This window comes from Candidatus Hydrogenedentota bacterium (assembly GCA_019637335.1).
Taxonomy (GTDB): Bacteria; Hydrogenedentota; Hydrogenedentia; order Hydrogenedentales; family JAEUWI01; genus JAEUWI01.
Map to the genome: position 1 here is coordinate 441696 of JAHBVV010000001.1, position 26836 is coordinate 468531.

At 64.4% G+C, this 26836-nt stretch carries 16 protein-coding genes; 6 read left to right on the top strand and 10 right to left on the bottom strand.

The genetic code is table 11. From position 1 onward, the window contains the following. Positions 1–35: 35 nt before the first annotated feature. Together KF886_01625 and KF886_01630 are read left to right on the top strand one after the other, a co-directional pair. Entirely contained in the window at positions 36–1532 is a 1497-nt protein-coding gene (locus KF886_01625; GenBank protein ID MBX3176036.1) for a DUF4139 domain-containing protein, read from the top strand. Between the two features lie 73 nt (positions 1533–1605). Next, positions 1606–2274, top strand: coding sequence for an endonuclease III (locus KF886_01630; protein MBX3176037.1), 669 nt, complete (start codon positions 1606–1608; stop codon positions 2272–2274). A gap of 16 nt (positions 2275–2290) precedes the next feature. On the opposite strand, the gene KF886_01635 is transcribed toward KF886_01630, so the two are convergent. Together KF886_01635 and KF886_01640 are read right to left on the bottom strand one after the other, a co-directional pair. Beyond that, positions 2291–2812: an HNH endonuclease gene (locus KF886_01635; GenBank protein MBX3176038.1), complete on the bottom strand. Its 522-nt coding sequence runs from the start codon at positions 2810–2812 to the stop codon at positions 2291–2293. Positions 2813–2946: 134 nt separating this feature from the next. After that, complete coding sequence (locus KF886_01640; GenBank protein ID MBX3176039.1) at positions 2947–3909, bottom strand: DNA cytosine methyltransferase; 963 nt, start codon at positions 3907–3909, stop codon at positions 2947–2949. Positions 3910–5481: 1572 nt separating this feature from the next. Here KF886_01640 and cadA point away from each other — a divergent pair. Next, positions 5482–7362 (top strand): cadmium-translocating P-type ATPase, encoded by a 1881-nt coding sequence (gene cadA / locus KF886_01645; protein ID MBX3176040.1) that lies wholly within the window; start codon positions 5482–5484, stop codon positions 7360–7362. Between the two features lie 6 nt (positions 7363–7368). Here the strand turns inward: cadA and KF886_01650 are convergent, their stop codons facing one another. Then, the gene (locus KF886_01650; protein ID MBX3176041.1) at positions 7369–7551 is read right to left on the bottom strand and encodes a CPXCG motif-containing cysteine-rich protein; all 183 of its coding nucleotides are present in this window, start codon (positions 7549–7551) and stop codon (positions 7369–7371) included. A gap of 943 nt (positions 7552–8494) precedes the next feature. On the opposite strand from KF886_01650, the gene KF886_01655 reads away from it, so the two are divergent. Then, positions 8495–9784: a PQQ-binding-like beta-propeller repeat protein gene (locus tag KF886_01655; protein ID MBX3176042.1), complete on the top strand. Its 1290-nt coding sequence runs from the start codon at positions 8495–8497 to the stop codon at positions 9782–9784. A 64-nt stretch (positions 9785–9848) separates the two neighbouring features. Here the strand turns inward: KF886_01655 and KF886_01660 are convergent, their stop codons facing one another. The 6 genes from KF886_01660 to KF886_01685 form a co-directional block, all read right to left on the bottom strand. After that, positions 9849–11483, bottom strand: a complete 1635-nt coding sequence (locus KF886_01660) for an efflux transporter outer membrane subunit (GenBank protein MBX3176043.1) — start codon at positions 11481–11483, stop codon at positions 9849–9851. A gap of 6 nt (positions 11484–11489) precedes the next feature. Beyond that, the gene (locus KF886_01665; protein ID MBX3176044.1) at positions 11490–14636 is read right to left on the bottom strand and encodes a multidrug efflux RND transporter permease subunit; all 3147 of its coding nucleotides are present in this window, start codon (positions 14634–14636) and stop codon (positions 11490–11492) included. Positions 14637–14639: 3 nt separating this feature from the next. Beyond that, on the bottom strand, positions 14640–15809 hold the full coding sequence (locus tag KF886_01670) for an efflux RND transporter periplasmic adaptor subunit (protein MBX3176045.1): 1170 nt from the start codon (positions 15807–15809) through the stop codon (positions 14640–14642). Between the two features lie 145 nt (positions 15810–15954). Next, positions 15955–16506: a TetR family transcriptional regulator gene (locus KF886_01675; protein ID MBX3176046.1), complete on the bottom strand. Its 552-nt coding sequence runs from the start codon at positions 16504–16506 to the stop codon at positions 15955–15957. A 236-nt stretch (positions 16507–16742) separates the two neighbouring features. Beyond that, positions 16743–19673: a PASTA domain-containing protein gene (locus KF886_01680; protein MBX3176047.1), complete on the bottom strand. Its 2931-nt coding sequence runs from the start codon at positions 19671–19673 to the stop codon at positions 16743–16745. Between the two features lie 324 nt (positions 19674–19997). Beyond that, a complete protein-coding gene (locus tag KF886_01685) occupies positions 19998–20567 on the bottom strand; it encodes a thioredoxin family protein (GenBank protein MBX3176048.1) in 570 nt (189 codons plus the stop codon). A gap of 987 nt (positions 20568–21554) precedes the next feature. Here KF886_01685 and KF886_01690 point away from each other — a divergent pair. Continuing rightward, the gene (locus tag KF886_01690; GenBank protein MBX3176049.1) at positions 21555–22844 is read left to right on the top strand and encodes a hypothetical protein; all 1290 of its coding nucleotides are present in this window, start codon (positions 21555–21557) and stop codon (positions 22842–22844) included. A 9-nt stretch (positions 22845–22853) separates the two neighbouring features. Here KF886_01690 and KF886_01695 read toward each other — a convergent pair whose 3' ends face one another. After that, entirely contained in the window at positions 22854–23786 is a 933-nt protein-coding gene (locus tag KF886_01695) for a tyrosine recombinase (protein MBX3176050.1), read from the bottom strand. A gap of 333 nt (positions 23787–24119) precedes the next feature. Between KF886_01695 and topA the strand changes: the two genes are divergently transcribed. After that, the gene (topA, locus tag KF886_01700; GenBank protein MBX3176051.1) at positions 24120–26792 is read left to right on the top strand and encodes a type I DNA topoisomerase; all 2673 of its coding nucleotides are present in this window, start codon (positions 24120–24122) and stop codon (positions 26790–26792) included. The last annotated feature ends 44 nt before the right edge of the window (positions 26793–26836 follow it).

Genomic DNA, 26836 nt, shown 5'->3' on the forward strand with positions numbered 1-26836 from the left:
GCGCGCGCGCTACGGTCCGGACAAGGAGACCCCCTATGAGGAAGTACGCGACTTTTCTATTTTTTGCGGCGCTGATCGCGGGCACGGCGGGCGCGGACGCGCTGGAAGCCTCGGCGCGCGCCGCACTTCAGGCGGCGGCGGCCAACGCGGCCCCGGCGACGCCCCGGCTGAACGATCCGCTGGCGGAGTCGGTGAATGCGGGCGAAACGACGCTGGCGGACCAGACGGACGTGGCGATCACGGTGTATAACAACGATCGGGCGCTGGTCCGGGATCGCCGGACGATCAAGTTGCTGCCCGGCGAGGTCCAGCTGAAGTTCATGGATGTGGCGTCGCAGATTCTGCCGGAGACGGTGAGCCTGAAATCGACCTCGAACCCGGGGGGGCTGACGATCCTTGAGCAGAACTACGAGTTCGATCTCATGAGCCCGTCCGCGCTGATGAACAAGTACGTCGGGCGCGCGGTGCGGCTGATTAACAAGTCGTCGGACTATTCGTTCCACGAGGTGGAGGCGACGCTTCTGGCGAACAACGAGGGTCCGATTTATCAGGTGGGGGAGGAGATCTACCTGGGGCATCCCGGAACCGTGGTGCTTCCGGAGATCCCGGAGGAGCTGATCGCGAAGCCCACGCTGGTATGGCTGCTGGACAATGGCGGGGCCGATCATGAGGTGGAGGTGACGTACCTGGCGAATGGGATTTCGTGGCGGGCGGACTATGTGCTGCGGCTTTCGCGGGACGAGCAATCGCTCGATGTCGAGGGCTGGGTGACGCTCACCAACGGGTCGGGGACGACGTACAACAACGCCGCGCTCAAGCTGGTCGCGGGCGATGTGAACGTCGTGCGCCCCGAGCGGCCGATGATGCGGATGTCGGCGGAGATGGCGGTGGCGGCGGACAGCTTCATGCCGCAGGAGGAGTCCTTCGCGGAGTACCACCTGTACACCATGCCGCGGCGCACGACGATCAAGCAGAATCAGACCAAGCAGGTCAGCCTGTTGCGCGCCCAGGGCGCGAAGGTGACGAAGGTGTATGAATTCCGTGGCCAGGAGCACTATTACATGCAGCCCGCGCCCGTCCCGCCGGAAAAAGTCGGCGTGTTTGTGGAGATTGAGAACGCCGAGGAGAACCAGCTGGGCATGCCGCTGCCGGCGGGTGTGATGCGCGTGTACCAGGAGGATTCCAGCGGGATGCTCCAGTTCGCGGGCGAGGACCGCATCAAGCACACGCCCAAGAATGAGACGGTGCGCCTGCGCCTCGGCAACGCCTTCGATATCGTGGGCGAGCGGACGCAGACGGACTTCACCCGGGTTGCGAACAACGTGCACGAATCGAGCTTCCGCATTGTGCTGCGGAACCACAAGGATCAGGACGTGACGGTTGATGTGGTCGAGCCGATGCCGGGCGACTGGCGGATCCTCGAGTCGTCGCACACGCACGAGAAGAAGGATGCGCGGACGGCGGTGTTCTCGATAGCCGTGCCGGCGGATGGCGAAGTGGAGCTTACGTACCGGGCCCGCGTGACGTTCTAAGGGGGCGAGGGGAAATGTATTCGGGCGCCGCGGCGGGGTTGCCGCGGCGCCCGGTTTCGTTACAATGGCGCGCATGACCCGAATTCAGCGCGAGATTGTGCGGGCGGCGTTCCGGCTGGCCTTTGCGTATCCGAAGACGGACCTGGACAATCCGCCCCGTGCGCTGGATGATCTGATCTACATTATCCTCTCCGGGCAGACTTCGGAAATCAACTACCAGCGCGCGTATGCAACGTTGCGCGCGCGTTATCCGGACTGGGAGGCGGCCCGCCGCGCGCCGGCGCGATCCATCGAGCGGGCCATACGCGGCGCGGGGCTTTCCGTGCAGAAGGCGCGCTACATCAAGGCGATTCTGGCGCGGGTCCATGCCGATTTCGGAGAAACCTCGCTGGACGGCCTCGCGGATTGGCCAACCGGGGACGCCGAGACGTATCTGCGCCGCCTGCCCGGCGTCGGTGTGAAGACGGCGCGCTGCGTGTTGCTGTACACGCTGGGCCGCGACGTGTTCCCGGCGGATGTGCATTGTCTGCGCATCATGGAACGCGCGGGCTGGCTGAAGCGGGGGAAACGCCGCATGGAGGACGTCGCGGACGCCGCGCAGGCGCTGGTGCTGCCGGCGATCCGGCGGGAGTTGCACATCAGCCTCGTCCAGCACGGGCGCGCGGTTTGTAAGCCGGTGCGCCCGGAATGCCGGCGGTGCTGCATTGCGGAGTGTTGCCGTTGGGGGAAGAAAAGCCGGTAATCTACTCGCCGGTCTCTTACTCTTCCAAGAACTTCGCGGCCTGAGCGGGGTACTTGCTAATCAACCACTTGAGCACGTCTAATTGCGCCGCGCCCGTCGCACGGCGAATCTGAACGAGCAACTTCGCGCTGGAAGGCCTTTCCAACGTGAGGTTGGAGGCGCCTTCATTGCAGACGGAGCAGATTGCCCGGAGGTTGGCCGGATCGTCGGTTCCTCCCTGGCTCTTGTCGATGATATGCCCGATGTGCAGGCGAGTCGGTCGGGTAGGATCATAAGGATGTGGGTCACCAGGGGCGGCGCCGCACATCTGGCAAGTGTAACCATTGCGATCAAGGACGAACGCGCGCGTTTCCTTCGAAATAGCGCGTTCAAAGGCTGGTTCTGGCTTAGCTGTTTCCAGCAAATACTGCCCGGGCTTCAGATCGCTTCGGTCGTTGTTGGTAAGGATGCGGTATCCCTCCTCCGAGCGAAGTTCCCGCACGCGCCGGGCCCATTCGGTGATATTGCCTGCAACCTTTCGTAGTTCATCGGAATCCATCACACGACCGATATTCGCGAGAAAATGTTCCCGCAGCCGTGCACGTGCGCCTTTCGGCTTGCCACTACGTCCTTTTGACATGAAATGCCATTCCTCTCGGCTGAAACGTGGCAGAAGTATAGAAACTGGGGGGCTCAGCCCGCAACAGCCAAAGCTGAGTTGCCGGCGGCCAGACAGGCGCTTATCTGGGTTGCCACGGCCTGCGCGACGGGCGGGGGGAATGCGTTGCCGACCTGGCGATATGCCGGCGTCTTTTTTCCAGTAAATACCCAATTGTTCGGAAAGCCTTGTATGCGCGCGACCATCGGCACGGTCAATTTCGGCATGCCGGTGAACTCGGGATCCGGCGGTTCGTTGGCGACACCGAGACCGTCGACCCCCAATGCCGCCCAAGCCTTTCGCGCGCGCGTCGGACCGAGATCGGGGCCACCGTGCTTCTTTGAACCGCCCACGATGGTTGGCGCTATGTCGCTGGCGCGCTCCGCCCACGCCTTCGCGCCGCTCCAGCCCCGTGACGCCATGAGATCGCGCAGCAACTGGCCTACGGTAAGAGGTCTGGCGCCGGTTGGCTCTGGCCAGGTGAATGTTCCTGGAACATCTTTCCGGATCGCTACGATGACGACACGGGGGCGTAGTTGCGACACACCGAAATCGGACGCATTGAGCAGCCGCCAGTCCGCCGCATACCCGAGTTTTTCCAGTTGCGCTTTGAGGTTTTTGCGGTAGCCATCGAAGACCGGGTCCAGAAAGCCCCGGACGTTTTCCAGCATTACGGCTTTCGGACGGCATTCCTCGACCAGTCGGAGGGCCTGGGGAAACAGATCGCGCTCGTCCTGATGCCCCAGCTGTTTCCCCGCCTTGGAAAACGGAGGGCAGGGTACACCGCCCGCTAACAAGTCGACGCCGCGATAGGGCCTGGCGTCGAAGTGATTCACATCGCCTTCCACGACGTGCCAGTTGGGCCGGTTGTAGCGGAGTGTATTGCAGCAATGCGGGTCGATTTCGACGAGGGCCCGGTGTTGGAATCCGGCGCTTTCCAGCCCAAGGGCTTGACCACCAGCACCGGCGCAAATCTCGATTGATGTGAGGAGGGGCATGAGGGAGCTTTCTGAATATTTAATCAGTTGTTTTCTTTTTGCTAATCATAGCAATCATCGGCGCGGAATACCAGCCATGATTTGGATAGACTAGTGCTCCAAAGTGGGGCGGTTTCCGGAGCGGGCGAGGTTTTTGCTGGGTGCGCGCGGGGCGGGGTGAGGGCGGTTCGGGGGGATGGCTTGCGGGCTGGGGTTTGGGGGTGGTCGCGCGGGTTGGATTTGCGGATGTGGTTGGTCGGAAGGTTCTATGTCGCCCCGCTGGGGCTTTATTGTTTGGGGGCGGGTAACCCAGGGTTCCGGTCGTACCGGCCTTCGGCGCGGGCACGACCGTCACCCTGGGCTACGGTATGCCGCCACTGCGTGGCTATGCAATTGGGCGCTTAATTGGGTACGAGCCCTGTTCGCGTTCATCTGCGTCCATTCGCGGTTCAACTCGATTGGTTTCGGGTATGCAGGGATGGGCTACGGGGGCGCGGGCAGTTGGCGGTGCGGGCGGTGCGGGCGGCTTTGCCGCCGTGGACAGGCGGGACGCCTATCCTACTTTGCGCCTTGCGGCGCGGTGGACGGGCGGGGTAGTCGGCTGGATTTGGTGGCGCGGCGTGGTTTGGCTCGACCCGGGCCGGGACGTACCCCCGCGTTGGGGCGTTTGTGGGTTGGGGGCGGTGTGTCTGAGTACGTTGGGTGTGCGCTTCGAGGGTAGGGGGGTGTGCGGCGGTACGTCCCTTGGTTGGGCTGGGTTTTCGGGGAGGGGCGTGTTTGGATCGTTGTTGCGCCTTGCGGCGCTTTGGATAGGCGGGACGGCTGTCCTGCTTTGCGCCTTTTGGCGCGGTGGACGGGCGGGGTAGTCGGCTGGATTTGGTGGCGCGGCGTGGTTTGGCTCGACCCGGGCCGGGACGTACCCCCGCGTTGGGGCGTTTGTGGGTTGGGGGCGGTGTGTCGGAATACGTTGGGTGTGTGCTTCGGGGTTGGGGGGGTGTGCGGCGGTACGTCCCTTTTCTGGGCTGGGGATTGGTGGTGGTCGCGTACGTTGTAGTGGCGGATGTGGTTGGTCGGAAGGTTCTATGTCGCCCCGCTGGGGCTTTATCGTTTGGGGGCGGGTAACCGAGGGCTGGCTCGTTCGCGCTGTCGCGCGATCTCGCTTCGCCCTGGGCTACGGTATGCCGCCGCTACGCGGCTATGCAATTGGGCGCTATCCGGTGCTCACGTCTTTTCGGTTTGGAATTCGGGCTTCCTGTAGCGGGGCGAGTAAGGTTTGCGCCTTGCGGCGCGGTGGACGGGCGGGGTAGCAGGCTGGATTTGGTGGCGCGGCGTGGTTTGGCTCGACCCGGGCCGGGACGTACCCCCGCGTTGGGGCGTTTGTGGGTTGGGGGCGGTGTGTTGGAATACGTTGGGTGTGTGCTTCGGGATCGGGCGTATGCGCGGCGGTACGTCCCTTGGTTGTGCTGGCGGTATGTCCCCTGGTTGGGCGTTTTTTATTGCGTGGTGGAAGCGGGGGCTGGGGAAGGCGTACGCTTGGGGTGCGGGGAGGGGGCTCGCACGCGGACGGTTTTCCATGGAAGGACGCTCACTGTAATGGCCGATGAAGCTTCGCGGGGCCTTGTGGCCTTGCTCCGACGTTATCAGATTGCCGGCATCACGGCGCTGGCGCTTTCGATGATTGCGGCGTATCTGACGCTGCGTTTCGGGTTCGGGCTGGCGGGGTGGCGGGCGGATGCGCCGTTGTGGATCTGCCTGGCGCTGGGCGGGACGCCGCTGGTGTTCGAACTGGGGGCGAAGGCCCTGCGGCGCGAGTTTGGATCGGACCTGCTTGGCGGCATTTCGATCGTGACGTCGGTCGTGCTGGGGGAGTATCTGGCGGGCGCGATTATCGTGTTGATGCTTTCGGGGGGCGAGGCGCTGGAGGCATACGCGCTGCGCAGCGCGTCTTCCGTGCTGGCGGCGCTGGCGCGGCGGATGCCGTCGGTGGCGCATCGAAAGGGTGAGAACGGGACGCTGGAGGATGTGGCGCTGGACCGGGTGGCGGTGGGCGACACGCTGGTGGTTTATCCGCACGAGATCTGTCCGGTGGATGGCGAGGTGCTTGCGGGGCACAGCGTGATGGATGAGTCGTACCTAACGGGCGAGCCGTTTCAGATCACGAAGACGCTGGGGTCGAGCGTGATATCGGGCTCGATCAATGGGGAGTCCGCGCTGACCATTCAGGCGACGCGGCGGGCGGCGGATTCGCGGTACGCGCGGATTATGGCGGTGATGCGGGAGTCGGAAGCGACGCGCCCGCAGATGCGCCGTCTGGGGGATCAGCTGGGGGCGGCGTATACGCCGCTGGCGGTGGTTATTGCGGTGGGGGCGTGGCTGGTCAGCGGCGATCCGTTGCGCTTTCTGGCGGTGCTGGTGATCGCGACGCCGTGCCCGCTGCTGATCGGGATTCCGGTGGCGATTATCGGTTCGATTTCGCTTTGCGCGCGGCGTGCGATTGTGGTGAAGAGCCCGATCGCGCTGGAGCAGATGACCCGGTGCCGTACGGCGATATTCGACAAGACGGGGACGCTGACCTATGGGGAGCCGGCCCTGACGGAGCTTGCGCCGGGCCCGGGTTTCGAGCGTCGGGAGGTGTTGCGCCTGGCGGCGGCGGTGGAGCGCTATTCCAAGCACCCGCTCGCGGAGGCGATCGTGGCGGCGGCGGAGGGGGAGGGGTTGGTCATTCCGGATCCGGAGTCCGTTCGGGAACGTCCGGGCGAGGGGCTGCGGGGCATGGTCGAGGGGCGCGCAATTCGTATAACCAGCCGCAAGAAGATCGATGGGGAGCCGGTGGCGGGGCTGGAGCACCTGCCCGAGTTTGCGGGGGGGCTCGAGTGTGTGGTGATTGTTGACGGGACGCTCGCCGCGACATGCCGTTTCCGGGATTCGCCGCGCGCGGAGAGCCATTCCTTCATGCGGCACCTGGGGCCGCGGCACCAGTTCAAGCGTTTGATGATCGTTTCCGGCGACCGCGAGTCGGAAGTGCGTTACCTGGCGGAGGAAGTGGGGGTGACGGAGATCCACGCGCAGAAGAGTCCGGAGGAGAAGCTGGCGATTGTTCGGGAGGAAACCGCGCGGGCGCGCACGCTCTATGTCGGGGACGGCATCAACGATGCGCCGGCGATGATGGCGGCGACGGTGGGTATGGCGATCGGGCAGGGGAGCGATGTCACGGCGGAGGCGGCGGGGGTGGTGATCATGGACAATACGCTGCAAAAGGTGGACGAGTTTCTGCATATCAGCCGGCGGATGCGCGCGATTGTGCTGCAGAGCGTGCTGGGCGGCATGGCGCTGAGCCTTATCGGGATGGGGCTGGCGGCTGCGGGGCATTTGAGCCCGGTGCAGGGCGCGGTTTGCCAGGAGATCATCGACGTGCTGGCGGTGTTGAACGCGTTGCGGGCGGCGTGGCCCCCGCGGACGCTTTCGGACATGTAGCGGGGGCTATTGCTCGATAGAGCGTGCGTCGCACCAGGACACGCGTCCGGCTTCGACCTGGTATTCGACTTCGAGGGGGTTGCAGCAGATCTCGCAGTCGTAGATAAAGCACTGGCCTCTGAGGGAGAGGTCGAGGGGGATGGAGAAGGTTTGCCAGCAGTGGGGGCAGGTGATGTCGTAGAATTCCACGGTGTGGGTATCCGGTAGTGCGGTGCAATTTCTGGGGTTTATGGTACCTGATCCGGGCGGGTGGATTGGTAGGTGTGGGCGGGCGGCTTTGCCGCCGTGGACAGGCGGGACGGCTATCTTACGTTGGGTGGAGTTCTGGTATTACCCCGCCCAGACAGTGGGGAAGTAAGCGTAGTCTCGATTTTTGCACTTCGCCGGAAACCCACTATGATACGGGCTTTCAGCCCTGGCCGAAATCGTCGTCATTCTTCCTGGGCCGGCGGCCCAGGCTGATATGATCGTGCGCCTTCGGCGCTGAAGAAACGCTACTCAGGGCCGAAGGCCTGTTTCAAACCAGCCTGGGCCATCGGCCCAGGCTAAGGGATCCAATAATCGATAAGGGCTGAAGGCCCGCTTCATAGCGCTTGTAATTCATCGGTAATGTCAGAGCTGCACCCCTTACTTTGTTGACCCCGGCCGGGACGTACCCCCGCGTTGGGGCGTTTGTGGTTTGTAGGCGGTGTAACGGAATACGTTGGGTGTGTGCTTCGGGATTGGGGGTATGTGCGGCGGTACGTCCCTTGTTTGGGGTGGATCGAACCGGGCCGGGACATACCCCCGCGTTGGGGCGTTTGTGGCTTGTAGGCGGTGTAACCCAATACGTTGGGTGTGTGCTTCGGGGTTGGGCGTGTTTGCGGCGGTACGTCCCTTGTTTGGGGTGGATCGAACCGGGCCGGGACGTACCCCCGCGTTGGGGCGTTTGTGGTTTGTAGGCGGTGTAACGGAATACGTTGGGTGTGTGCTTTGGGGTTGGGCGTATTTGCGGCGGTACGTCCCTTGTGTGGGGTGGGTTATTGTGGACGGGAATGTCTGCGTCCCGGTGGGGGGACGTGTTAAGCTATGCGGGAACGCGGAGGTGTTCGGGCGTGGCGCCTGAACGGTCCGGGTCCCGGGAGAGCTTTCGATGGTTTGCCGCAGGTTGTTCTTGTTGCTGTTTGCCGGGTTGATTGTCGCGCCGTTCAGTGGCGGGGCGCGCGCCGCCGCGGGGGGTGATGGCCTTTCGGTGGGCCCGGATGACTGGCCGTGGTGGCGCGGTGCGGACCGCAATGGTGTGGCGGCCTCCGGGCAGTCGCTGCCATCGGAATGGGGCGAGGAAAAGAATGTTCTGTGGAAGGTGGAGGTTCCCGGGCGCGGTTATTCTTCGCCGACGGTGGTGGGGGACCGGATCTACCTGACGACTTCCGACGAGGCTGCCGAGATCCAGTCGGTGCTGAGTTTTGATCGGCAATCGGGCGCGCTTCAGTGGAAGACGGATGTGCACCAGGGCGGTTTTGCGTCGGAGGGGCGGCAGGGCCACGTGCGATCATCGAAGGCGTCGTGCACGGTGGCGTGCGATGGCGAGCGGGTGTTTGCGAGCTTCATCAACGACAACGCGGTGCACCTGACGGCGCTGGACTTGAACGGAGCGCAACTCTGGCAGCGGAAGGTCTCGGACTATGTCATGCACCAGGGCTACGGGGCGTCGCCGGCCCTTTACGGCCCGCTGGTGATGGTCTCCGTTGATCATCATGGCGGCGGCGTCATCTCGGCCTACGATCGCGTTTCCGGCGATCTTGTCTGGTCGCAGCCGCGGCCGAAGAACCCGAATTATACGTCGCCGATGATCCTGAACGTTGCTGGGCGCGATCAGGCGATCCTGGTGGGGTGTGATATGGTGGCCAGTTACGACCCGATGAGCGGCGCGGTGAACTGGGAGACGCCCGGCGCGACGACGGAGTGCGTGACATCGACTGTGACCGATGGATCCGTGGTCGTGACGAGTGGCGGCTATCCGAGCAAACACATATCGGTGTTGCGCGGTGACGGATCGGGCGAGCAGCTGTGGCGGAACGAGACGATGGTGTATGTGCCTTCGATGATCTTGCACGATGGCCACCTGTACTCCGTGGATGACAATGGCGACGCCCGGTGCTACCGGCTGGAGACGGGCGAACTTGTTTGGGAGCACCGCCTGCGCGCGAAGTTTGGCGCGTCGCTGGTGATGGCGGACGGCCAGATTTACGCGACGGCGGACGATGGAACGACCTTCGTTTTTGCGGCGCGGCCGGACGCATTTACGCCCGTGGCGGAGAACCGGATTGCGGCGGATGAGGTTCAGGCGACGCTGGCGATCTGCGGGAATCGGATCTATATGCGGGTGACGCAGGGCCGGGGCGAGGAGCGCCGGGAGATGCTGTACTGCATCGGGGAATAGGGCATCCCGAAGCAAAAAGAACGCGGGCCGGGATACGATTCCCGGCCCGCGCGTTGTTTTTGGGCTATTCCACCTGGGCCGCCGCGGGCTCCGCCGGTTCGGAGGGGGCCGGGGCATTTGCGGGGGCGTCCGCGTCGGGGACGACCGCGTTGGGGTCCCACCCGCCGCCGAGGGCTTTGTAGAGGGCGACGAGGTTCGCCAGTACGATGCTCTCGCTCTGGACGAGCTGATCCTCGGTGTTGAAGAGGTCGCGCTGCGCCTGCAGGACGTTCAGGAAGCCTTCAAGGCCGCGCTGGTAGCGCTCGTTTGCGAGTTTTACCGCGCGCTGGTTCGCGGCGACGGCTTCCTTGAGGGTCCGGTGGAAGACCTGCTCCTTGTTGAAGCCGACGAGGGCATGTTCGACGTCGCCCAGGGCTCCGAGCAGGGTCTGCTCGTAGCGGAGGAGGGCGGCTTCCTGGCGGGCGTTTTGCACTTCGATGTTGGCGCGAATGCGCCCGCCCTGGAAAACGGGCCAGTTGACGCGGGGCCCGATGGAGCCGAGGAGGTTGCCGCTTTCGGCCAGGTTGCCGAGGACGTTGCTCTGGCTGGAGACGCCGCCGGTGAGGAAGAAGCGGGGATAGCGTTCGGCCATGGCGACGCCGATGCGCGCGTTCTGTGCCGCGAGCTGCCGCTCGGCGACGCGGATATCGGGGCGGCGGCGGAGCAACTCCGAGGGCAGGCCGACGGGAATTGCGGACGGGGCGGCCGGGAGGGCCTGGACGGGTTCCAGCTCTTCGAGGAGGGATCCGGGCGCGCCGCCGAGCAGGAGGCCGATGCGGTAGATCGCGCTCGCGATCTGTTGCTCCAGCAGGGGAACCTGCCCCTGGAAGGTGGCGAGGAGGGCTTCGGCGCGGACGGCGTCGAGTTCGCTGCTGATGCCGGCGTCATACCGGGCGCTGGTGAGGTTGACGGTTTCCGCCTGGGCCTCGATATTCCGCTGGGTGATGGCGAGGCGCTGCTGGGCGGCGCGGAGATCGATGTAGTTCAGTGCGACTTCGGCGGCGAGCGACACGAGCACATCGCGCTCGGCCTCGATGGCGGCCTGCAATTCCGCGTCGGCCGCCTCGATGGCGCGCCTGTTTCCACCGAAGACATCGAGCTCCCAGGAGGCGTCGAATCCGGCGCGGAAAAGATCCGTCGTGCGATCGGGGGCGCCGCCCGAGGGGCTGATGGTGATGCCGGTGGTCGCGCCGGCCGCGTTTGCGGTTTGCGAGATGGATGTATTGCGCCCGCGGATCGTGATGGTGCGGGAGAGGCCGCCCGGCCCGAGGCTCAGGCCGCCCGAAACCGGCGGGCCGCTGTCGAAGTTCTGCTCGGGGCCGCGGGAGCGGGTTGCCGCGGCGTCAAAGCCGACTTGGGGCATGAGGGCGGATTCCGCGATGCCACGCGCGGCGCGGGCCTCCCGGACGCGGGTACCGGCGATGCGCAGGTCGAGGTTGCTTTCGACCGCGCGGCGGATGAGGCCGTTCAGGACGGGGTCCTGGAGCTGCTCCCACCAGCGGGCGACATCCGTGTCGCTTTCGGTGACGCCGGTCGCTTTTTCCGAAACCCAGCCGGGCGGCGTATCGAGATCCGGGCGGTCGTAGTCCGGCCCGGTCACGCAGCCGGCGGCCAGTACAGCGAGGGCCGCAGCGGCGGCAAAGTTTAATGGTGCGCGCATATAATTTTACTCCGTTTCGGGATCGCCGTCGCTTGCGGCCGGCTTGTTCCCGCGGATGAGTTCGGTCAGCTTCTGGATCAGTACGAAGAATACCGGCACAAAGACCACGGCCAGGAAGGTGGCCGCGATCATGCCGCCCATGACGCCGGTGCCGATGGAACGCCGCCCCGCGGCGCCGGCTCCTGCGCTGATGGCGAGGGGCAATACGCCCATGGTGAATGCGAGTGAGACCATGAGGATGGGGCGGAGGCGCAGGCGGGCGGCTTCGAGGGCGGCCTCGACGATGCCCTTGCCGGCGCGGCGCTCCTGTGCGGCGAACTCGACGATGAGGATGGCGTTTTTCGCGGCCAGGCCGATGAGGGTGAGGAGGCCGATCTGGAAGTAGATGTCGCGGGGCATGCCGAGGGCGTAGACCGCGGCGACAGCTCCGAACATGCCGAAGGGCACGGCGAGGATCACGGCGAAGGGCAGGGACCACTTCTCGTATTGGGCCGCGAGCACCAGGAAGACCATCACGAGGCCGAACATCAGGATGTAGGGGGCCTGGTTGCCGGCCGCGACTTCCTGGTAGGACGCGCCGCTCCATTCGAAGCCGTAGCCCTCGGGGAGGGATTCGGCGGCGATGGCCTCAATGCGCTTGAGGGCGTCGCCGGTGCTGAATCCGGGCGCGGGCTCGCCGGTGATCTGTACGCTGGGGTAGCTGTTGAAGCGGGTGACGAGGTTGGGTCCGGCGTTGAAGTCGAGATCGATGACACTGGAGAGTTCGACCATATCGCCGTTGTTGGTTCGGGCGTATATCCGGCGGATGTCGCCGGGCTCCCGGCGGAACTCCGACTCGGCCTGGACCTGCACGCGGTATACGCGCCCGAACTTTGTGAAATCGTTTACGTAGAGGGCGCCGAGGTAGGCCTGAAGGCTGTCGAAGATCTCGTTCATCCGCAGGCCCATGGCTTTGGCGCGGGTGCGGTCGACGTTCGCGAAGATGCGGGGCTGGCTGATGTTGAGGACGGAATTCAGGTTTTGCAGTTGGGGGTCCCCCCCCAGGGCGGCCATGAAATCCTGCGAGACTTCGGCGAGCTGCTCGATGTCGCTGACGCCGCGGGCCTGGAGCTGCATCTCGAAGCCGGCACGCACGCCCAGGCCGCGGATGGCGGGGGGGTTGAGGGCGAGGATGAGGGCGTCCTTGTGGCCGCCGAAGCGCCCGAACATGCGGCCCACAACGCTTTCGACGTGGTGGTCGGGTCCCGGCCGGTCCTTCCAGTTTTTGAGATTGACGAACATGACCGCGCCGTTGGTGTTTGGCACGAAGCCCGAGAGGAAGTCGATGCCGACGAGCGCGACGACGTGCTCGACCTCGGACTGCGCCAGGACGAATTCCTCCACCTCTTCGACCACCCTGGTGGTGCGGTTGAGGGCGCTTCCCTGGGGAAGCTGCACGGCGACGATGAAGTAGCCCTGGTCCTCCTGTGGCACGAACCCGCCGGGGACGCGTCCGAAGAGCACATAGGTCAGCGCGACGAGGCCCAGGAAGAGGGCGACGGTCAGGTAGCTGAATCGTATGGCGAGGCGGACGACGCGCACGTAGAAATTCCGGCCCTTCTCGAAGAACCAGTCGAAGGCGCGGAAGGGGGCCCATTTCTGGTGCGTGCGCTGGAGCATGAGCCGGCACAGCGCGGGGCTCAGGGAAATGGCCACGATGCCGGAGATGGCCACGGAGACGCAGATGGTGATGGCGAACTGCTGGTACATGGCTCCAGTGAGGCCGCCCAGAAAGACCACGGGAAGGAATACCGCCAGGAGCACGAGCACGCTGGCCACGACGGCTCCGAAGATCTGCCGCATGGCCTTGACGGTGGCTTCGCGCCGCGAGAGCTTCTTGTCTTCGTGCAGAACGCGCTCGACGTTTTCCACGACGAGGATCGCGTCGTCGACCACGATGCCGATGGCGAGTACGAGGCCGAAGAGGGTGAGCGTGTTGATGGAGAAGCCAAGGGCCATCATGCCCAGGAAGGTTCCGATGATGGAGACGGGGACGGCGAGCAGCGGGATGAAGGTGGCGCGCCAGCTTCCCAGGAAGACAAACACGACCAGCACCACGAGCAGGGCGGCTTCAAGGAGTGTCTTTACGACCTCGGTGATGGATGCGTCGATGAAGCGGGTGATGTCGAAGGGGATGTCATAGCGCACGCCCTCGGGGAAGTTCCGGGCGAGCACCTCCATTTCCTCTTTTACGCCGAGCAGGGTCGAAAGCGCGTTGGCTCCCGGCTGCAGGAAGATCAGGATCGGTACGGCGGGCTTGGCGTTGTATCGGCCGAAGGAATCGTAGCTCAGCGCGTCCAGCTCGATGCGGGATACGTCCCCCAGCCGGAGCATGGAGCCGTCCGGTTCCGCGCGGAGGATGATTTCCTCGTAGTCTTCCGGTTCGGAAAGGCGTCCCTGTGTGATGACGGGGATCGTAAAGGCGACCTCGCCTTCCATCGGTTCCGCGCCGATACGTCCCGCCGCGAAGAGGGAATTCTGCTCGCGGATCGCGTTCGCGATGTCGCTGATGGTCATGCCTCTCGCCGCAAGCTGGTCCGGGTTGAGCCAGATGCGCATGGAATAGTCTTTGCCGCCGAATACGGTGACGTCACCGACGCCCGGTACGCGCTTGAGCGCGTCGAGCAGGTTAATGGTGGCGTAATTGGCGAGGAAGATGTCGTCCACCTGGCCGTTTTCGGCGTTGAGGGCGACCACGCCGAGGATGTTGTTGGCGCGCTTGGTCACGGAGACGCCCTGGCGTATTACTTCCTGGGGCAGCCGCGGCTCGGCGCGCTTGAGGCGGTTCTGAACTTCGACCGCGGCGATGTCCAGGTTGGCGCCGATGTTGAATGTGCACACGACGGTGAGCTGGCCGTTGTTGGTGGCCGTGGACTGGTAGTAGAGCAGGTTTTCGATGCCGCTCAGTTCCTGCTCGATCGGTGTTGCGATGGACTCCGAGACGGTCTCCGCGTCGGCGCCGGGATAGTTTGCCTGGATTACGACGGTGGGCGGCGTGATCTCGGGCGATTGCTCGACTGGGAGGAAAAAGATGGACACCGCGCCGCAGAGGGTAATCACAATCGAGATCACCGCGGCGAACACCGGTCGATCGATGAAGAATTTCGCCAACATACGCTATTCCCCGGCGGCGCTGGCGTTGCCGGCCGCGTCTGGCGTGGCTTGCCCGACCAGCGGGGAAGGGGCGACTTCCGTGCCCGGCTGCACGTTGATCAGGCCGTCAATCAGCACACGTTCGCCCGCCGACAGGCCGGACTCGACAATCCACTCCGCGCCGCTCCAATCGCCGGGCTCAATGTATCGCTGTTCGGCGGTGTTGTCCCCGGCGAGCACGTAGACGTAGCTTCCCTGGGGCGACTCGTTGACCGCGCGCTGCGGAATTGCAATGGCTCCGGGGCGGACATATCCCCGCATGTGCGCGCGGACGAACTGGCCGGGTTTGAGGACGCGGTCCGGATTGGCGAAGGTGGCGCGCATTTCGACGGAGCCGGTTCGGGTGTCGACGGTGGTGCTCTCGAAGTCGAGGACGCCTTTTTCCGGGTAGGCGGTTCCGTCCAGGAGGGTGATTTCGATGTAGGGCTGCTCCGCGCCGGCCAGCACATAGCCGCCATTTGACGAAAAGGAGCGCCAGCGCAGGAACTCCCGCTCGGTCATGGGGTAGCTCACGTAGATCGGATCCACCTGGCGAATTTCGGTGAGCAGGCCGTTCTGGCCCTCGTCCACGAAGCTGCCGATTTCCTTGAGGGTCTTGCCGACGTACCCGGTGAGCGGGGCCGCGATCGTGGTGTATCCGAGTTCGAGTTGGGCTTTGGCGAGCTCGGCCTTCGCCAGGTTAAGGGCGGCGGCGGCGTTGGTCTGTTCCGCGAGCTGCTTGTCCAGATCGCTCTGGGCGATGGCTCCCGGCACGGCGACGGACTGGAGGCGATCGGCCTCGCGTTCCGCCAGGGTGAGGCGGGCCTGCGCTTGTTCGACGCGGGCCTTCGCGATCTGCAGGTCGGCCTCGAAGGGGCGCGGGTCGATCAGGTACAGGCGGGCGCCAGACTCGACGAGCGAACCTTCTTCAAACTCTCGGGTTTCCAGGAAGCCCCGCACGCGGGAGCGAATTTCGACGATCCGGGAGGCCTCCGTCACGCCGACGAAGGTAAAGGACACGGGCATGTCGCGCGGGAGCACTTCCACGAAGGTCACGTCCGGCGGCGGCGGGGCGGGTGGTTGCGCGCTGGATGGCACACTGCCCGCCGCAAGCAGGAGCGTAGCGAGGATCACTCGGATTCGGTTGAACTGCATAAATCGACCTTTCCATGATCGGGATCCGTTTCGCCGGAGGACATACCGGGCCCCCGGCGGTACGGCGTTACAGAACTCAGGGAACTATGCGCACCCCTGCGGTTGTGCGTGTCCCGCCCGGGCGCCAGCCAGGCGGGCGGTACTGCTACGTGGTTGCCCGCGCGAGGCGCGCCGCCATCGCCAGCATGGCGTTCACGAGCGCCTCGCGCTGATCCGCCGAAAACGGCGAGACATTGAGGGTTTCCATCAGCCGCAGGCCGTCGGCGGCCAGCAGCAGAATGGCTGCCTCTTCGTCCAGATTAAGGGACCCGAGTTCGGCGAAGCGGTTCACGTGGAACGAACGAATGGGCTCCTTCAGGTCGGGACAATTCGCCAGCGCGGATATCAGCGCGGCGCCCAGTTGCGGGTTTCGATCATCGTCGAGCAGGCAGGCTTCCACGTCGCACCGCAAGGCGGCTTCGACATCGTCTCCGAGGTCGGCGCGCCGCGCGGCGCGTTTTGCCCGGGCTTTCTCGGCCAGCCGCGCCACGAGGGCCTGCAGGAGGGCGTCTTTTGTGGGGAAGTGATAGAGGAGTCCGCCCTTGCTCACCCCGGCCTGCTCGGCGACGGCGTCGAGTGTCAGGCGCCAGGCCCCCTGCTCGGTGAGCACGACTTCGGCGGCGTCGAGCATGGCTTCTTTGCCGCTTGGGCGCACCATTTGGGGTTCTCCTGGGGTGGGGTTACTGGACCGTCTAGACGGTATAGTAACGTGTGGTTGGATGATGTGTCAAGTTATTTGGGTGGACGGGGTGGACGGAGTGGACAGAGTGGACAGAGTGGACAGAGTGGACAGAGTGGACAGAGTGGACAGAGTGGAAGGGGGGAAGGTGGGAAGGGGGGATGGTGCGGCACGTCCGCCGCAGGCGGAAAGGGGGAAGGCGACGTAATCTGGCTCTAATCTGTGCTGATGTGGAGCGCGGTGTTTTCGTAGAGGAGTTCGTCGTTTGTGGGAACGGCGAATTCTCCGGTGAGGTCCCAGAATTGCCAGAAGCCGCCGCGCACCTTGACCCATACGCGGTTGTTGTCGGTGTCCTGCCACCAGGTTTCTCCGTCGGAATTGCGGACTGCGTCGAGGGAGGCGGCAGCGGTGTACGCGCGCCGGCGTCCGTAGGCTTCGACGTAGACTTCCGGGGTGACGGCGCCGCTGAATTGGATGCCCAGCAGGAGCGTATCTTCGGGTTCGAGGAGGTTTTCGACGCCGAGCCGGAAGTCGACGGGCATGGGCGATCCGGGGAATTCGACGAGGTAGACGCCGTCGGCGTGCGCGGCGAAGTGGCGGAAGGGGGAGAGGAGCCAGTCCTCGGCGGCGGCGTCGACGGACCAGGCAGCCACGGGGTCGAGGGTTTCCGGGTCGAGGCGCGTGGCCTGTAGGGCCATGAGGGGGTGGAAGTAGGGGCGGAGGTTGTTGATGACGAAGTCCATGACGCCGTAGAAGGGGCCGGGGACGCTCACGCCGCCTGTTTCGGGGCCGGGCGCCACGGGGGTGACGGGCTGGCCGTGGGTGAGGAAGGGTTCGTCGTACACGATGTACTGGCCGGCGGGCCCCCAGATGCCGTAGGGGTCGAGGAGGGCTCCGGCGAGCACGAAGTGCGTAAAGGGCGGTCGCGAGCGGTAGCCGGGGTGGGTGTTGATAAGGAGGTTGCCGGTATTTCGCACCTGGCCTTTTTCGACGGGGCGGATGTAGTAATCGTCGGTGGCGAAGGCTCCGCTCCGGGTATCGGGGACGAGGGGGAAATTGACGACGACGTTCTCGCGGATATCGAAGGTGCTGTGGTAGGTGGCGAAGGCCGCGGGTATTTCCGTGCCGCCCAGCGACTCGACGTAGGACTCCGGGCGCGGGGTGGCGTTGTTGAGGCTGTCGCCGACGGCGAGGCAGTGTTCGATGAGGCCGTCCTCGCCCGCGCCCGCGAAAAAGCGCCCGACGTTGTCCGCGGAGACGATGCCGGTGTTTGTCGGCCAGCTTGCTCGGTCCCAGATGCCGCTGCGCCCGCTTTTCCAGGTGGACAGGCGGGTGAGGTGGAAGCGGCGCATGTTTTCGCGCGGGTAGACGGGGTCGATCCCGTCGGTGGTGGAGATGTACTGGGTGGGAAATACGTTTCCGTCGTTGTCGATCTCGACGAAATCGAGCATGAGGCCCTCGGCCCGGCTCGTGTGGGTGCTGTTGTCCTCGAAGACGCCGAACAGGAGGCGGTTCGGGCGCATGGCGACGCCGATATTATCGCCCCAGGGGTTGGCCGGGAAGGCGAGCCAATAGCCGAAGCCCTGGCAATCGGCCACGGCGTTGTGGCGCGTGACGTTGTCGGGATTCGCGATCCAGAAGCCGCTGGATCCGCCGTCGCCGAATATTTCGTGCTGTTTGAGGGCGTCGGCGGGGGCGGGATTGCGGACGCGGAGGATCAGGTTGCCCTCGAAGGTATTGCGGCGTTCGACGGCGTCCTCCGTGAAGACGCCATGGCCGCGCGTGTCGAAAATTACGTTGTTCTCCACCCGCACGCCGTTTGTGCCGTGGACGACGACGCCGCGGTTGGCCGAGCGGTTGATGGCGCTGTTGCGGAGGAACTGGCCGTCCGCGTCGGCGATGAAGTTGACGCCGTCGTAGCTCAGGAGGTGCCAGTGGAAGGGGTAGCGGCCCAGGCGCCCGCGCTGGCCGCCGCGCCGAATTTCGATGCCGTCAACGCGCGCGGCGGAGTCCGGGCCCATGATCATGATGTGTGCGCCGAAGCCTTCGTCGCGCCAGGCGTCGTCGTCCGGGGCCTGTATCACGATATTGCGGGTGAGGTTGCCGATTTCCGCGCGCTGGTCCAGCACGACGGGCGTATCGGGGTGCGGCGGGGCGATGGCGTCGGCGGGATCGAAGGTCATGCCGGTTTCGGCGACGTATTGGAGGCGTCCCCAGTGAAAATCGGCCAGCGGCGCTTCCAGGGCGAGCATATCTCCGGAGATGGAGGCCAGGCGCGCGATCTCGGTCTCGCTTACACCGTACCAGTCCGTGGGGGCGATCACGAGTTCGTCGCCCGGACGCCAGGGGACGGGATCCGCGAGGGTCAGTTCGGTGGCTCCAGCCTCGGCGTGGGCGTTGATGCGCGTCCAGGGAAGCGCCGGCGGCGCGCCATAGAGTTCCAGGGCGCCCCCCATGACCATGATGCCGCGCGCGCTTGGGCCCAGGGGACCGCCGCCGGGCATGCCGTTGAGGGTGATGTGCAGGGGGCCTTCGATCGGGTCCTCGGCGGAACCCGCGCGCAGCACGCCGTGGACCATGATGCCCTCGGCGGTAAGATCGATGGGTGCGTCGTCGAACTCGAGCGTGCCTTGTACGAGCAGGAGGCCCAGGGGCGGCGGGCTCACGTCCAGCAGCACGTGCTGGTCGGACTCGATGGTGACGTTGTCGCCGTCTTGGGGCGGGTCACCGTCCCAGGTGGCGGGGTCGGACCAGCGCAAGGGCGCTTTGTCTTCACCTTCACCTTCACCTTCACCTTCGCCTTCGCCTTCGCCTTCACCCTCACCCTCACCCTCACCCTCACCCTCACCCTCACCCTCGGCGGGGGGAGGCGGTCCGAGCGAGGTGGTGATGGCGATGCGACGACCCGCGAGCACAGACGAACCGGCGGCCGGGGTTTGCGTGATGACGCGCCCCGGGGCGACGTTTTCGCTATGGGCTTCGGAGATGGTTCCCAGGGCGAGATTCGCCATTTCGAGCGCGGAAGCGGCTTCGGATTGGGTCATGCCCGTTACATCGGGCACGGTCACGCGCGGGGTGATTGGGGGGCACCCCGAAAGAACGAGCACGATCAGGCCGCTCAGGAGAACGCGCAACGGTGTGCCCATGCCCCGCATTGATGGGTGGCGCCTACGGTTTCTTGCGCGTCGCGCGCACACGAACGGGTTTGGGCGCGAGTTGGGGGTGGGGGACAAGGAGCAGCGCGCCAGTCAACAGGGCGCCCGAGGCGAGAATCCAGATGGTCATGGCGTTTCACACCTTTCCTGACTGCTTGCACGCCGAGCCAGGCCAGGCTGTGAAAACAGGCATCCGTTCCGGCATACACCGTGTGTGCCACCCCAAGTATACCCGGATCCTGCCCTTCTGCCAAGCGCTGGCGGCGGGATATCGGGGTAAGGCATTAAAAGTAATGGGGTTGCGGGTGGAGCGGACTACGGAGCGTCCGCGCTGGCGATCTGGACGAGGTCGTAGAGTTCGCGGACGACGACCTTCAGTTCGGGGTCGGCATCGTAGGCGGCGGAAACGAGCTTTCGGGCGGCTGCGAGGTCGCCACAGGCCTTGCCGCGCGCGATCAGGCGGCGGCATTCGGCTGGCATCGGTCCCCAGTTGCCGCATTCGACGTACTGGTCGTTGATGAAGATGAACTTGGGGATGGCTTCGCCGCCGTTGGTGAGGAAGCGGGTGAAGACGTCCAGATACTGCTCGCGCGTGACGAAGCGCACGTGCAGTTTGTCCGTAGCCCGGGCCATGGCTTCGAGGGCCGGAACGTGGCGGACGACGTCGCCGCACCAGTCTTCGGCGATCACCACGACATTTACAGTGCGCTTGAGGGCCTTAAGGCCGGCGGCGATGTCCGCCTCCAGGGTGAGTCCGGCGAGGGCCGCCGCCATCTTTTCGCGGTTTTCGTCGGACTCCGCCGCCGCGAGCCAGGCGTCGAACGCCTTGCCGGAGCGGAGGACTTCCTCCCAGTCGATGGGGCGCAATAGTGGGGGTTTGGGCATTGATACATACTCCTCTTCACACGCCGGGCGCCGCCGCCACGCCGCGCGGGTTTGACTTCACTGCTTGATGCGCCGAGTATAGCGTTTTTGGGGGCTTCGCCGCCATGTGGGGGTGGGGGAACCGCAGGGGACGCAACGAACGCGGAACAGCCGCTGGCCGCAACCCAAAAGAGGAGGATCACCACGAAGGGCACGAAGGACACGAAGAAAAGAAGTTGGAGAAGGATTGCTATTCATGCGAAGTCGCAAAGGCACAAAGGAGGCGATCCGGGGCGCGATGCGCGGTCACGGCGGGCGGGGGATTGGATTTTGAGCCACAAAGAGCGCAAAGAACACAAAGAACACTGGGGAGCCTCTGGCTGCAACCGAGAAATTGATCACCACGAAGGGCGCAGGACGGCCGTTGGCCGAAACCAAACAAAGTTGAACCGCGAATTGACGCGAATTGACGCGAATGAAGAAAGGAGCGTCTTGTTTTGGGAATCCGAGGCTGTGTTCACGGGATCAATGGGCCGTTCGAACCCGGCGCTCACGTGGTCTCAGGCTGGAAGCCCAAGCCACGTTGGCGTATGTTGGACGACTGGGGTGATCGTGGATTCACGACGGCCCATCGAATTGTCCGAAAAATGTGGCGGGTAAAATGAGAAATTGACGGAGAGTAGTACGAAGGGCAGGAAGGAAAGAAGTTGGAGAAGGATTGCTATTCATGCGAAGTAGCAATGGCGCAAAGGAGACGTTCCGGGGTGCGATGCGCGGTTGCGGCGGGCGGGGGACTGGATTTGGAGCCACAAAGAGCGCAAAGAACACATAGGAATTGAATGATGACGTCTAAGCGGTTCTCCATTAATGACTTGTGCTTTGGCGCGCCGGGAAATCCTGCCAGAAAACAAGAAAATGGCGCATAGTGTTCCGGATGAATAGTGTTTTCAATTGGGATTCCGAAGGGCGCGCTGGACTCTGTTTGTTGTGGTGGGTAGAATATGTATTATGAATACATTATTTAGGGCCGTTTACTGTGTCTTGCTGGGGCCGGGTCTTGCGCTGGCGCAGGATGCGTTTGAGAATCCGCCGATCCGGTACAGCGAGACGGCGGACAATAACCCGGTGTCGCGGCTGGGCTCGTCGTTGGCGTCGGGCGAGGCGTCGCTGGCGTACGACGAACGGTTTGGGTATCTCCCGTCGCTGCTGTCGGCGCTGGAGGTACCGGTCTCATCGCAGTTGCTGGTGTTTTCGAAGACGTCGCTTCAATTGCGGCAGATTTCGCCATCGACGCCACGCGCGATCTACTTCAATGACGATGTTTACGTCGGGTCGGTGCAGGGGGGCGCGGTGCTGGAGATATCGGCGGCCGATCCGGACCTGGGGGCGGTGTTTTACACGCTGGACCAGCAGCCGGGGGGCGCGCCGCGTATCGTGCGGCAGCACCACGATTGCCTGCGCTGCCACGCGACGACGCTGACGCGGGATTTGCCGGGGCATATCGTACGGTCGGTGTTTGCCGGCCCGGACGGCCAGCCGATCCTGAAGGCGGGGTCGCTGGTTACGGACCAGACGACGCCGCTGGAGCAGCGGTGGGGCGGTTGGTACATTACGGGGGAGCACGGGGAAGCGCGGCACCGGGGCAACACGATTGCGGAGGAAACGGCGCACGACGCGGAAATCGATACGGAGGCAGGGGCGAACCGGGCCGCGCTGCCGCCGCGCGTGGACACGGGCAAGTACCTGGCCCCGCACAGCGACCTGGTGGCGATGCTGGTGCTGGAACACCAGACGCGCCTGCACAACCTGCTGACGGAGGCGAGCTTTGAGACGCGACTGGCGCTGCACCGGCAGGGGATTATCGATCGGCTGTTCGAGCGCGATCCCGAGGCGCTCAGCGAGTCGTCCGAGCGCATCATCCGGCAGATCGGGGACAAGGTGGTCGATTACATGATCTTTGCGGACGAAGTGGAACTGTCGGATCCGGTCCGGGGTACGAGCGATTTCGCGGCGGAGTTTGCGGCGCGCGGCCCGCGGGACAGTCAGGGCCGATCCCTGCGGGATTTGGATCTGAAGGGGCGGCTTTTCACGTATCCGCTGAGCTTTCTGATTTATTCCGAGCAGTTTGACGGCCTGCCCGCCCCGGTGCGTTCGTATATCTACCAGCGCCTCTGGAATATTTTTACGGGTGTGGAGCCCACGCCGGATTTGCTGCACCTGACGAACTACAAGTGCCGTGCGGTGATTGAGATTCTGCGCGAGACGAAGGCGGGCCTGCCGGCGTATTGGCTGGGGTAGGCGGGGGCTTCAGGCATGCGGGTGGGCGGTTTCGTATACGTGCCGGAGGCGCTCTATGCTCACGTGGGTGTAGATTTGGGTGGAGGAGAGGTTTTCGTGGCCGAGGAGCTCCTGTACGGTGCGGAGGTCGGCGCCGCCGTCGAGCATGTGGGTGGCGAAGGTGTGGCGCAGGGTGTGTGGGGAGACTTCGCGGCGGCCGGGGAGGACCTGGCGGACGTAGGTTTCCACAACGCGCTGGATGCTTCGGGTGGTGAGGGGGCCGCCGCGGGCGTTGACAAAGAGGACATCGTGCTGGGGCTGGCCGAGGGTATGGCGGATCCTCAGGTAGGCGTCGAGCGCGCGGCGCGCGTGGGAACCGAGGTGGACGATGCGCTCCTTGCGGCGCTTACCGATGACGCGCATGGTGCTTTCGAGCATGTCGAGGTCTTGCATGGCGACGCCGCGCACCTCGCTGGCGCGGGCTCCGCTGCTGTAGAGGGTTTCGAGGAGGGCGCGGTCCCGGACGCCGAGGGGCTTTCCGAGGTCCGGAGCCTCCAGCAACGCGGTGACCTCGGGGATGGAGAGGACGTCGGGCAGGTCCCGGGCGAGCTGCGGGGTGCGGACGGCGCGGGCCGGATTATCGGCGAGGTAGTCGGATTGTACGAAGTACTTGTAGGCCGCGCGGAGGGATGCGAGTTTTCGCGCGGTGGTTTTCGGAGAGCTGCCGCGCGTCTGGAGGTGGGCCAGGTAGCTTCGAATCGCCTGTTTGTCGGCGCGCTGGAGGAGGTCGAGGCTGGGGGCGACCATCAGGTCGTCGGCCTCCGGCTCAAAGGCCCTCGGGCCGTGGACCATGTAGACGCAGAAGTGCTCCAGATCGCGAAGGTAGGCCCGCAGGGTGTGCGGGGAGTAGTTCCGCTCGAGCTTGAGGTAATTGACGAATTGCAGGATAGGCAGTTGCGACATGGGATTCCTTCCGCCGCGCGGGGCGGTGAGCGGACCTATCAAACGGAACGGTGGCAACTTTAGCACAAGGGGTATTACGGCTCCAAGTGCGGGTATCCGGGTTGCATAAAATAATAATTTAACGAAAAATGCAAACAAAGTATTGTAAATATTGGCAAGAGAGAGCCGGGATTCGCTTTTTCCCTCCGGGCGCTTCGATGGCCACTTGTGCAACCCGGCGGTAAGGTGTTAATGTCTGCCGAAACACGCAGCTGGGATAACCCGCGCTTTCCGGGTGGCGAATGAAGGAGGCGCGTGGGTGGCGTTTTGTCTGAGATACGTAAGGGTAATCCTTTGAAACTTGTAATTGTAGAGTCACCGGCGAAGGCCAAGACGATCGGAAAGTTCCTGGGGAAGGACCACAAGGTACTGGCCAGTTATGGCCATGTGCGCGACCTTCCGAGCAGCGCGGACGAGATCCCGGCGACGTTGAAGGGGAAGCCGTGGGCACGGCTGGCGGTGGATGTGGAGAACGATTTTGCGCCGGTCTATGTGGTGCAGTCGGACAGCAAGAAGCAGATTGCGGAGCTGAAGAAGTCGCTGAAGGACGCCGAGGAAGTGGTGCTCGCCACCGATGAGGACCGCGAAGGTGAGGCGATCAGCTGGCATTTGCTGGAGGTGTTGAAGCCAAAGGTTCCGGTGAAGCGGATTGTGTTTCACGAAATTACGCAGGAAGCGATTGCGGAGGCGGCGGCGAACCCGCGTGACGTGAACCAGGAGCTGGTGCGCGCGCAGGAGGGGCGCCGGATCCTGGACCGGCTGTATGGTTATTCGCTTTCGCCGGTGCTTTGGAAGAAGGTGCGCACGAAGCTGAGCGCGGGACGGGTGCAGAGCGTGGCGGTGCGTCTGGTGGTGGAGCGCGAGGAGGAGCGCCGGGCGTTTCACAAGGCGAATTACTGGGACATCGAGGCCGCGCTGGAGGCCGATGGCATTGGCTTCACGGCGACGCTGGTGGAAGTGGCCGGTCAGCGGATCGCCTCGGGCAAGGACTTTGACGAGACGACGGGGTTGCTGAAGTCGGACAAGGTGCGTTGGGTGCAGGAGGCGGAGGCGACGTCGCTGTGCGAGGCGCTACGCGCGAATGTGCCGTGGACGGTGACCTCGGTGCAGCAGAAGGAGGCGCGGCTGCGTCCCTATCCGCCATTTATTACGTCGACGTTGCAGCAGGCGGCGAGTTCTCTGCTTGGTTTTTCGCCGCGCGACACGATGCGGGTGGCGCAGCGGCTTTACGAAGGTGTGGATGTTGGCGGCGGCGAGCGCGAGGGCCTGATAACGTACATGCGAACGGACTCGGTGACGTTGAGCAACCGTGCGCTTGCGGAGGCGGAGAAGGTGATCAAGGATAAGTTTGGCGATCGCTACCACCACCGGCGTCAGTTTTCGACGAAGTCGAAGATGGCGCAGGAGGCCCACGAGGCCATCCGCCCGACGCACCTGGGGCGGACGCCCGAGCAGGCGTCGCGGTTCATTTCGGGCGACGATTTACGGCTGTACACGCTGATCTGGAACCGGACGCTGGCGTCGCAGATGGCGGATGCGGAATTGTTGCGCACGACGATCGACTTTTCGGCGGATGGCGGCGGCAAGCCGGTCACGCTACGGTCCAACGGCTCGGTGGTGACGTTTCCGGGCTTTCTGCGGGTGGCGGACAGCGGCCAGCAGGATTCTCAGCTTCCGGCGCTTTCGGAGGGGGATCAGGCGGGCCCGTCGGCGCGGGTGTCGATTGCGGACGTGAAGGCGCTGGGTCACGAGACGAAGCCGCCGGCGCGGTATAACGAGGCCTCGCTGGTTCGCCGGCTGGAAGAGGAAGGGATCGGGCGTCCGTCCACGTATGCGCCGACGATCTCGACAATCCAGCAGCGCGGATATGTGCAGAAGGTGGGCAAGGCGCTGGCCCCGACGTTTGTGGGGATTGCGGTGACGTCGCTGCTTCGCGAGCACTTTCCGGAGTACATCGAGCTGAGCTTTACGGCGAAAATGGAAACGGCCCTGGACGAGATTGCGGAGGGGAAGGTGGACTGGGTGGATTTCCTTCGCGCGTTCTACCAGGGGCACGGGGAATTTGGCGAGGGCCTCGCGCCGAAGATCGCGTCCGAACTGGAGAAAATCGAGTTTCCGATCATACCCGTGGGCGTCGCCGCGGATGGCCAGCCGCTGGTGGTGCGGTTGGGCCGGACGCAGCCCTTCATTCAGCGTGGCGAGGGCGGGAACGGGAATACCGCGCCTATCCCGGAGGGCGTGACGTACGATGAGTTGACGGTCGAGCTTGCGGAAGAGTTGCTTGTGGCGCGCGCGAAGGCGGATGAGCCGATCGGGCAGGATCCGGAGACGGGGCAGAATGTGTACGCCATTCTGGGGCCGTACGGGCCGTATGTGCAGCTTGGCGAGCAGGATCCGGATTCGAAGAAGAAGCCGAAGCGCGCGAGCCTGGGGCGGGGCTTCCCGCTGGAGAATGTGACGCTGGAGATCGCGCTGCAGTACCTATCGCTTCCGCGGCACATTGGCGAACATCCGGAATCGGGAAAATCGGTTCGGTCGGCGATTGGACGTTTCGGTCCGTATATCGTGCACGACGGGGACTTCCGGAGCCTGAAGACGGTGGACGATGTCTTCAATATCGACCTGAAGACGGCGCTGGAGATGCTGGCGCAGCCGAAGCGGCGTGGCCGGCAGAAGACGCTGCTGCGCGAGGTGGGCCCGATCCCGAATTCGGAGAAGAAGATCGAGATGTATGACGGGCGCTATGGCCCGTATGTGACGGATGGCGAGGTGAATGCTTCGCTGCCGAAGGATGCGGATCCGGAGGCGTTTTCGGTGGAGCAGGCGCTGGCGTTGCTGGAGGCCGCGGCGACGAAGAAGAGCCCGCGCAAGAAGAAGGCGGCGTCGAAGAAGAAACCGGCGGCGAAAAAGAAGGCTGCGGCGAAGAAGAAGCCGGCGGCGAAGAAGAAGGCGGCGTCGGGGGATTAGGGGGGAGCGGTATAGGGGGCCGCTCGCGGGGGGGAGGTTTCTTG

Coding starts and splice junctions, on each gene's coding strand:
- KF886_01690 (MBX3176049.1), top strand. CDS start 21,555: ATGAATACATTATTTAGGGCCGTTTACTGTGTCTTGCTGGGGCCGGGT.
- KF886_01665 (MBX3176044.1), bottom strand. CDS start 14,636: ATGTTGGCGAAATTCTTCATCGATCGACCGGTGTTCGCCGCGGTGATC.
- KF886_01630 (MBX3176037.1), top strand. CDS start 1,606: ATGACCCGAATTCAGCGCGAGATTGTGCGGGCGGCGTTCCGGCTGGCC.
- KF886_01670 (MBX3176045.1), bottom strand. CDS start 15,809: ATGCAGTTCAACCGAATCCGAGTGATCCTCGCTACGCTCCTGCTTGCG.
- cadA (MBX3176040.1), top strand. CDS start 5,482: ATGGCCGATGAAGCTTCGCGGGGCCTTGTGGCCTTGCTCCGACGTTAT.
- KF886_01685 (MBX3176048.1), bottom strand. CDS start 20,567: ATGCCCAAACCCCCACTATTGCGCCCCATCGACTGGGAGGAAGTCCTC.
- KF886_01695 (MBX3176050.1), bottom strand. CDS start 23,786: ATGTCGCAACTGCCTATCCTGCAATTCGTCAATTACCTCAAGCTCGAG.
- KF886_01640 (MBX3176039.1), bottom strand. CDS start 3,909: ATGCCCCTCCTCACATCAATCGAGATTTGCGCCGGTGCTGGTGGTCAA.
- KF886_01625 (MBX3176036.1), top strand. CDS start 36: ATGAGGAAGTACGCGACTTTTCTATTTTTTGCGGCGCTGATCGCGGGC.
- KF886_01655 (MBX3176042.1), top strand. CDS start 8,495: ATGGTTTGCCGCAGGTTGTTCTTGTTGCTGTTTGCCGGGTTGATTGTC.
- KF886_01660 (MBX3176043.1), bottom strand. CDS start 11,483: ATGCGCGCACCATTAAACTTTGCCGCCGCTGCGGCCCTCGCTGTACTG.
- KF886_01680 (MBX3176047.1), bottom strand. CDS start 19,673: ATGGGCACACCGTTGCGCGTTCTCCTGAGCGGCCTGATCGTGCTCGTT.
- KF886_01635 (MBX3176038.1), bottom strand. CDS start 2,812: ATGGATTCCGATGAACTACGAAAGGTTGCAGGCAATATCACCGAATGG.
- KF886_01675 (MBX3176046.1), bottom strand. CDS start 16,506: ATGGTGCGCCCAAGCGGCAAAGAAGCCATGCTCGACGCCGCCGAAGTC.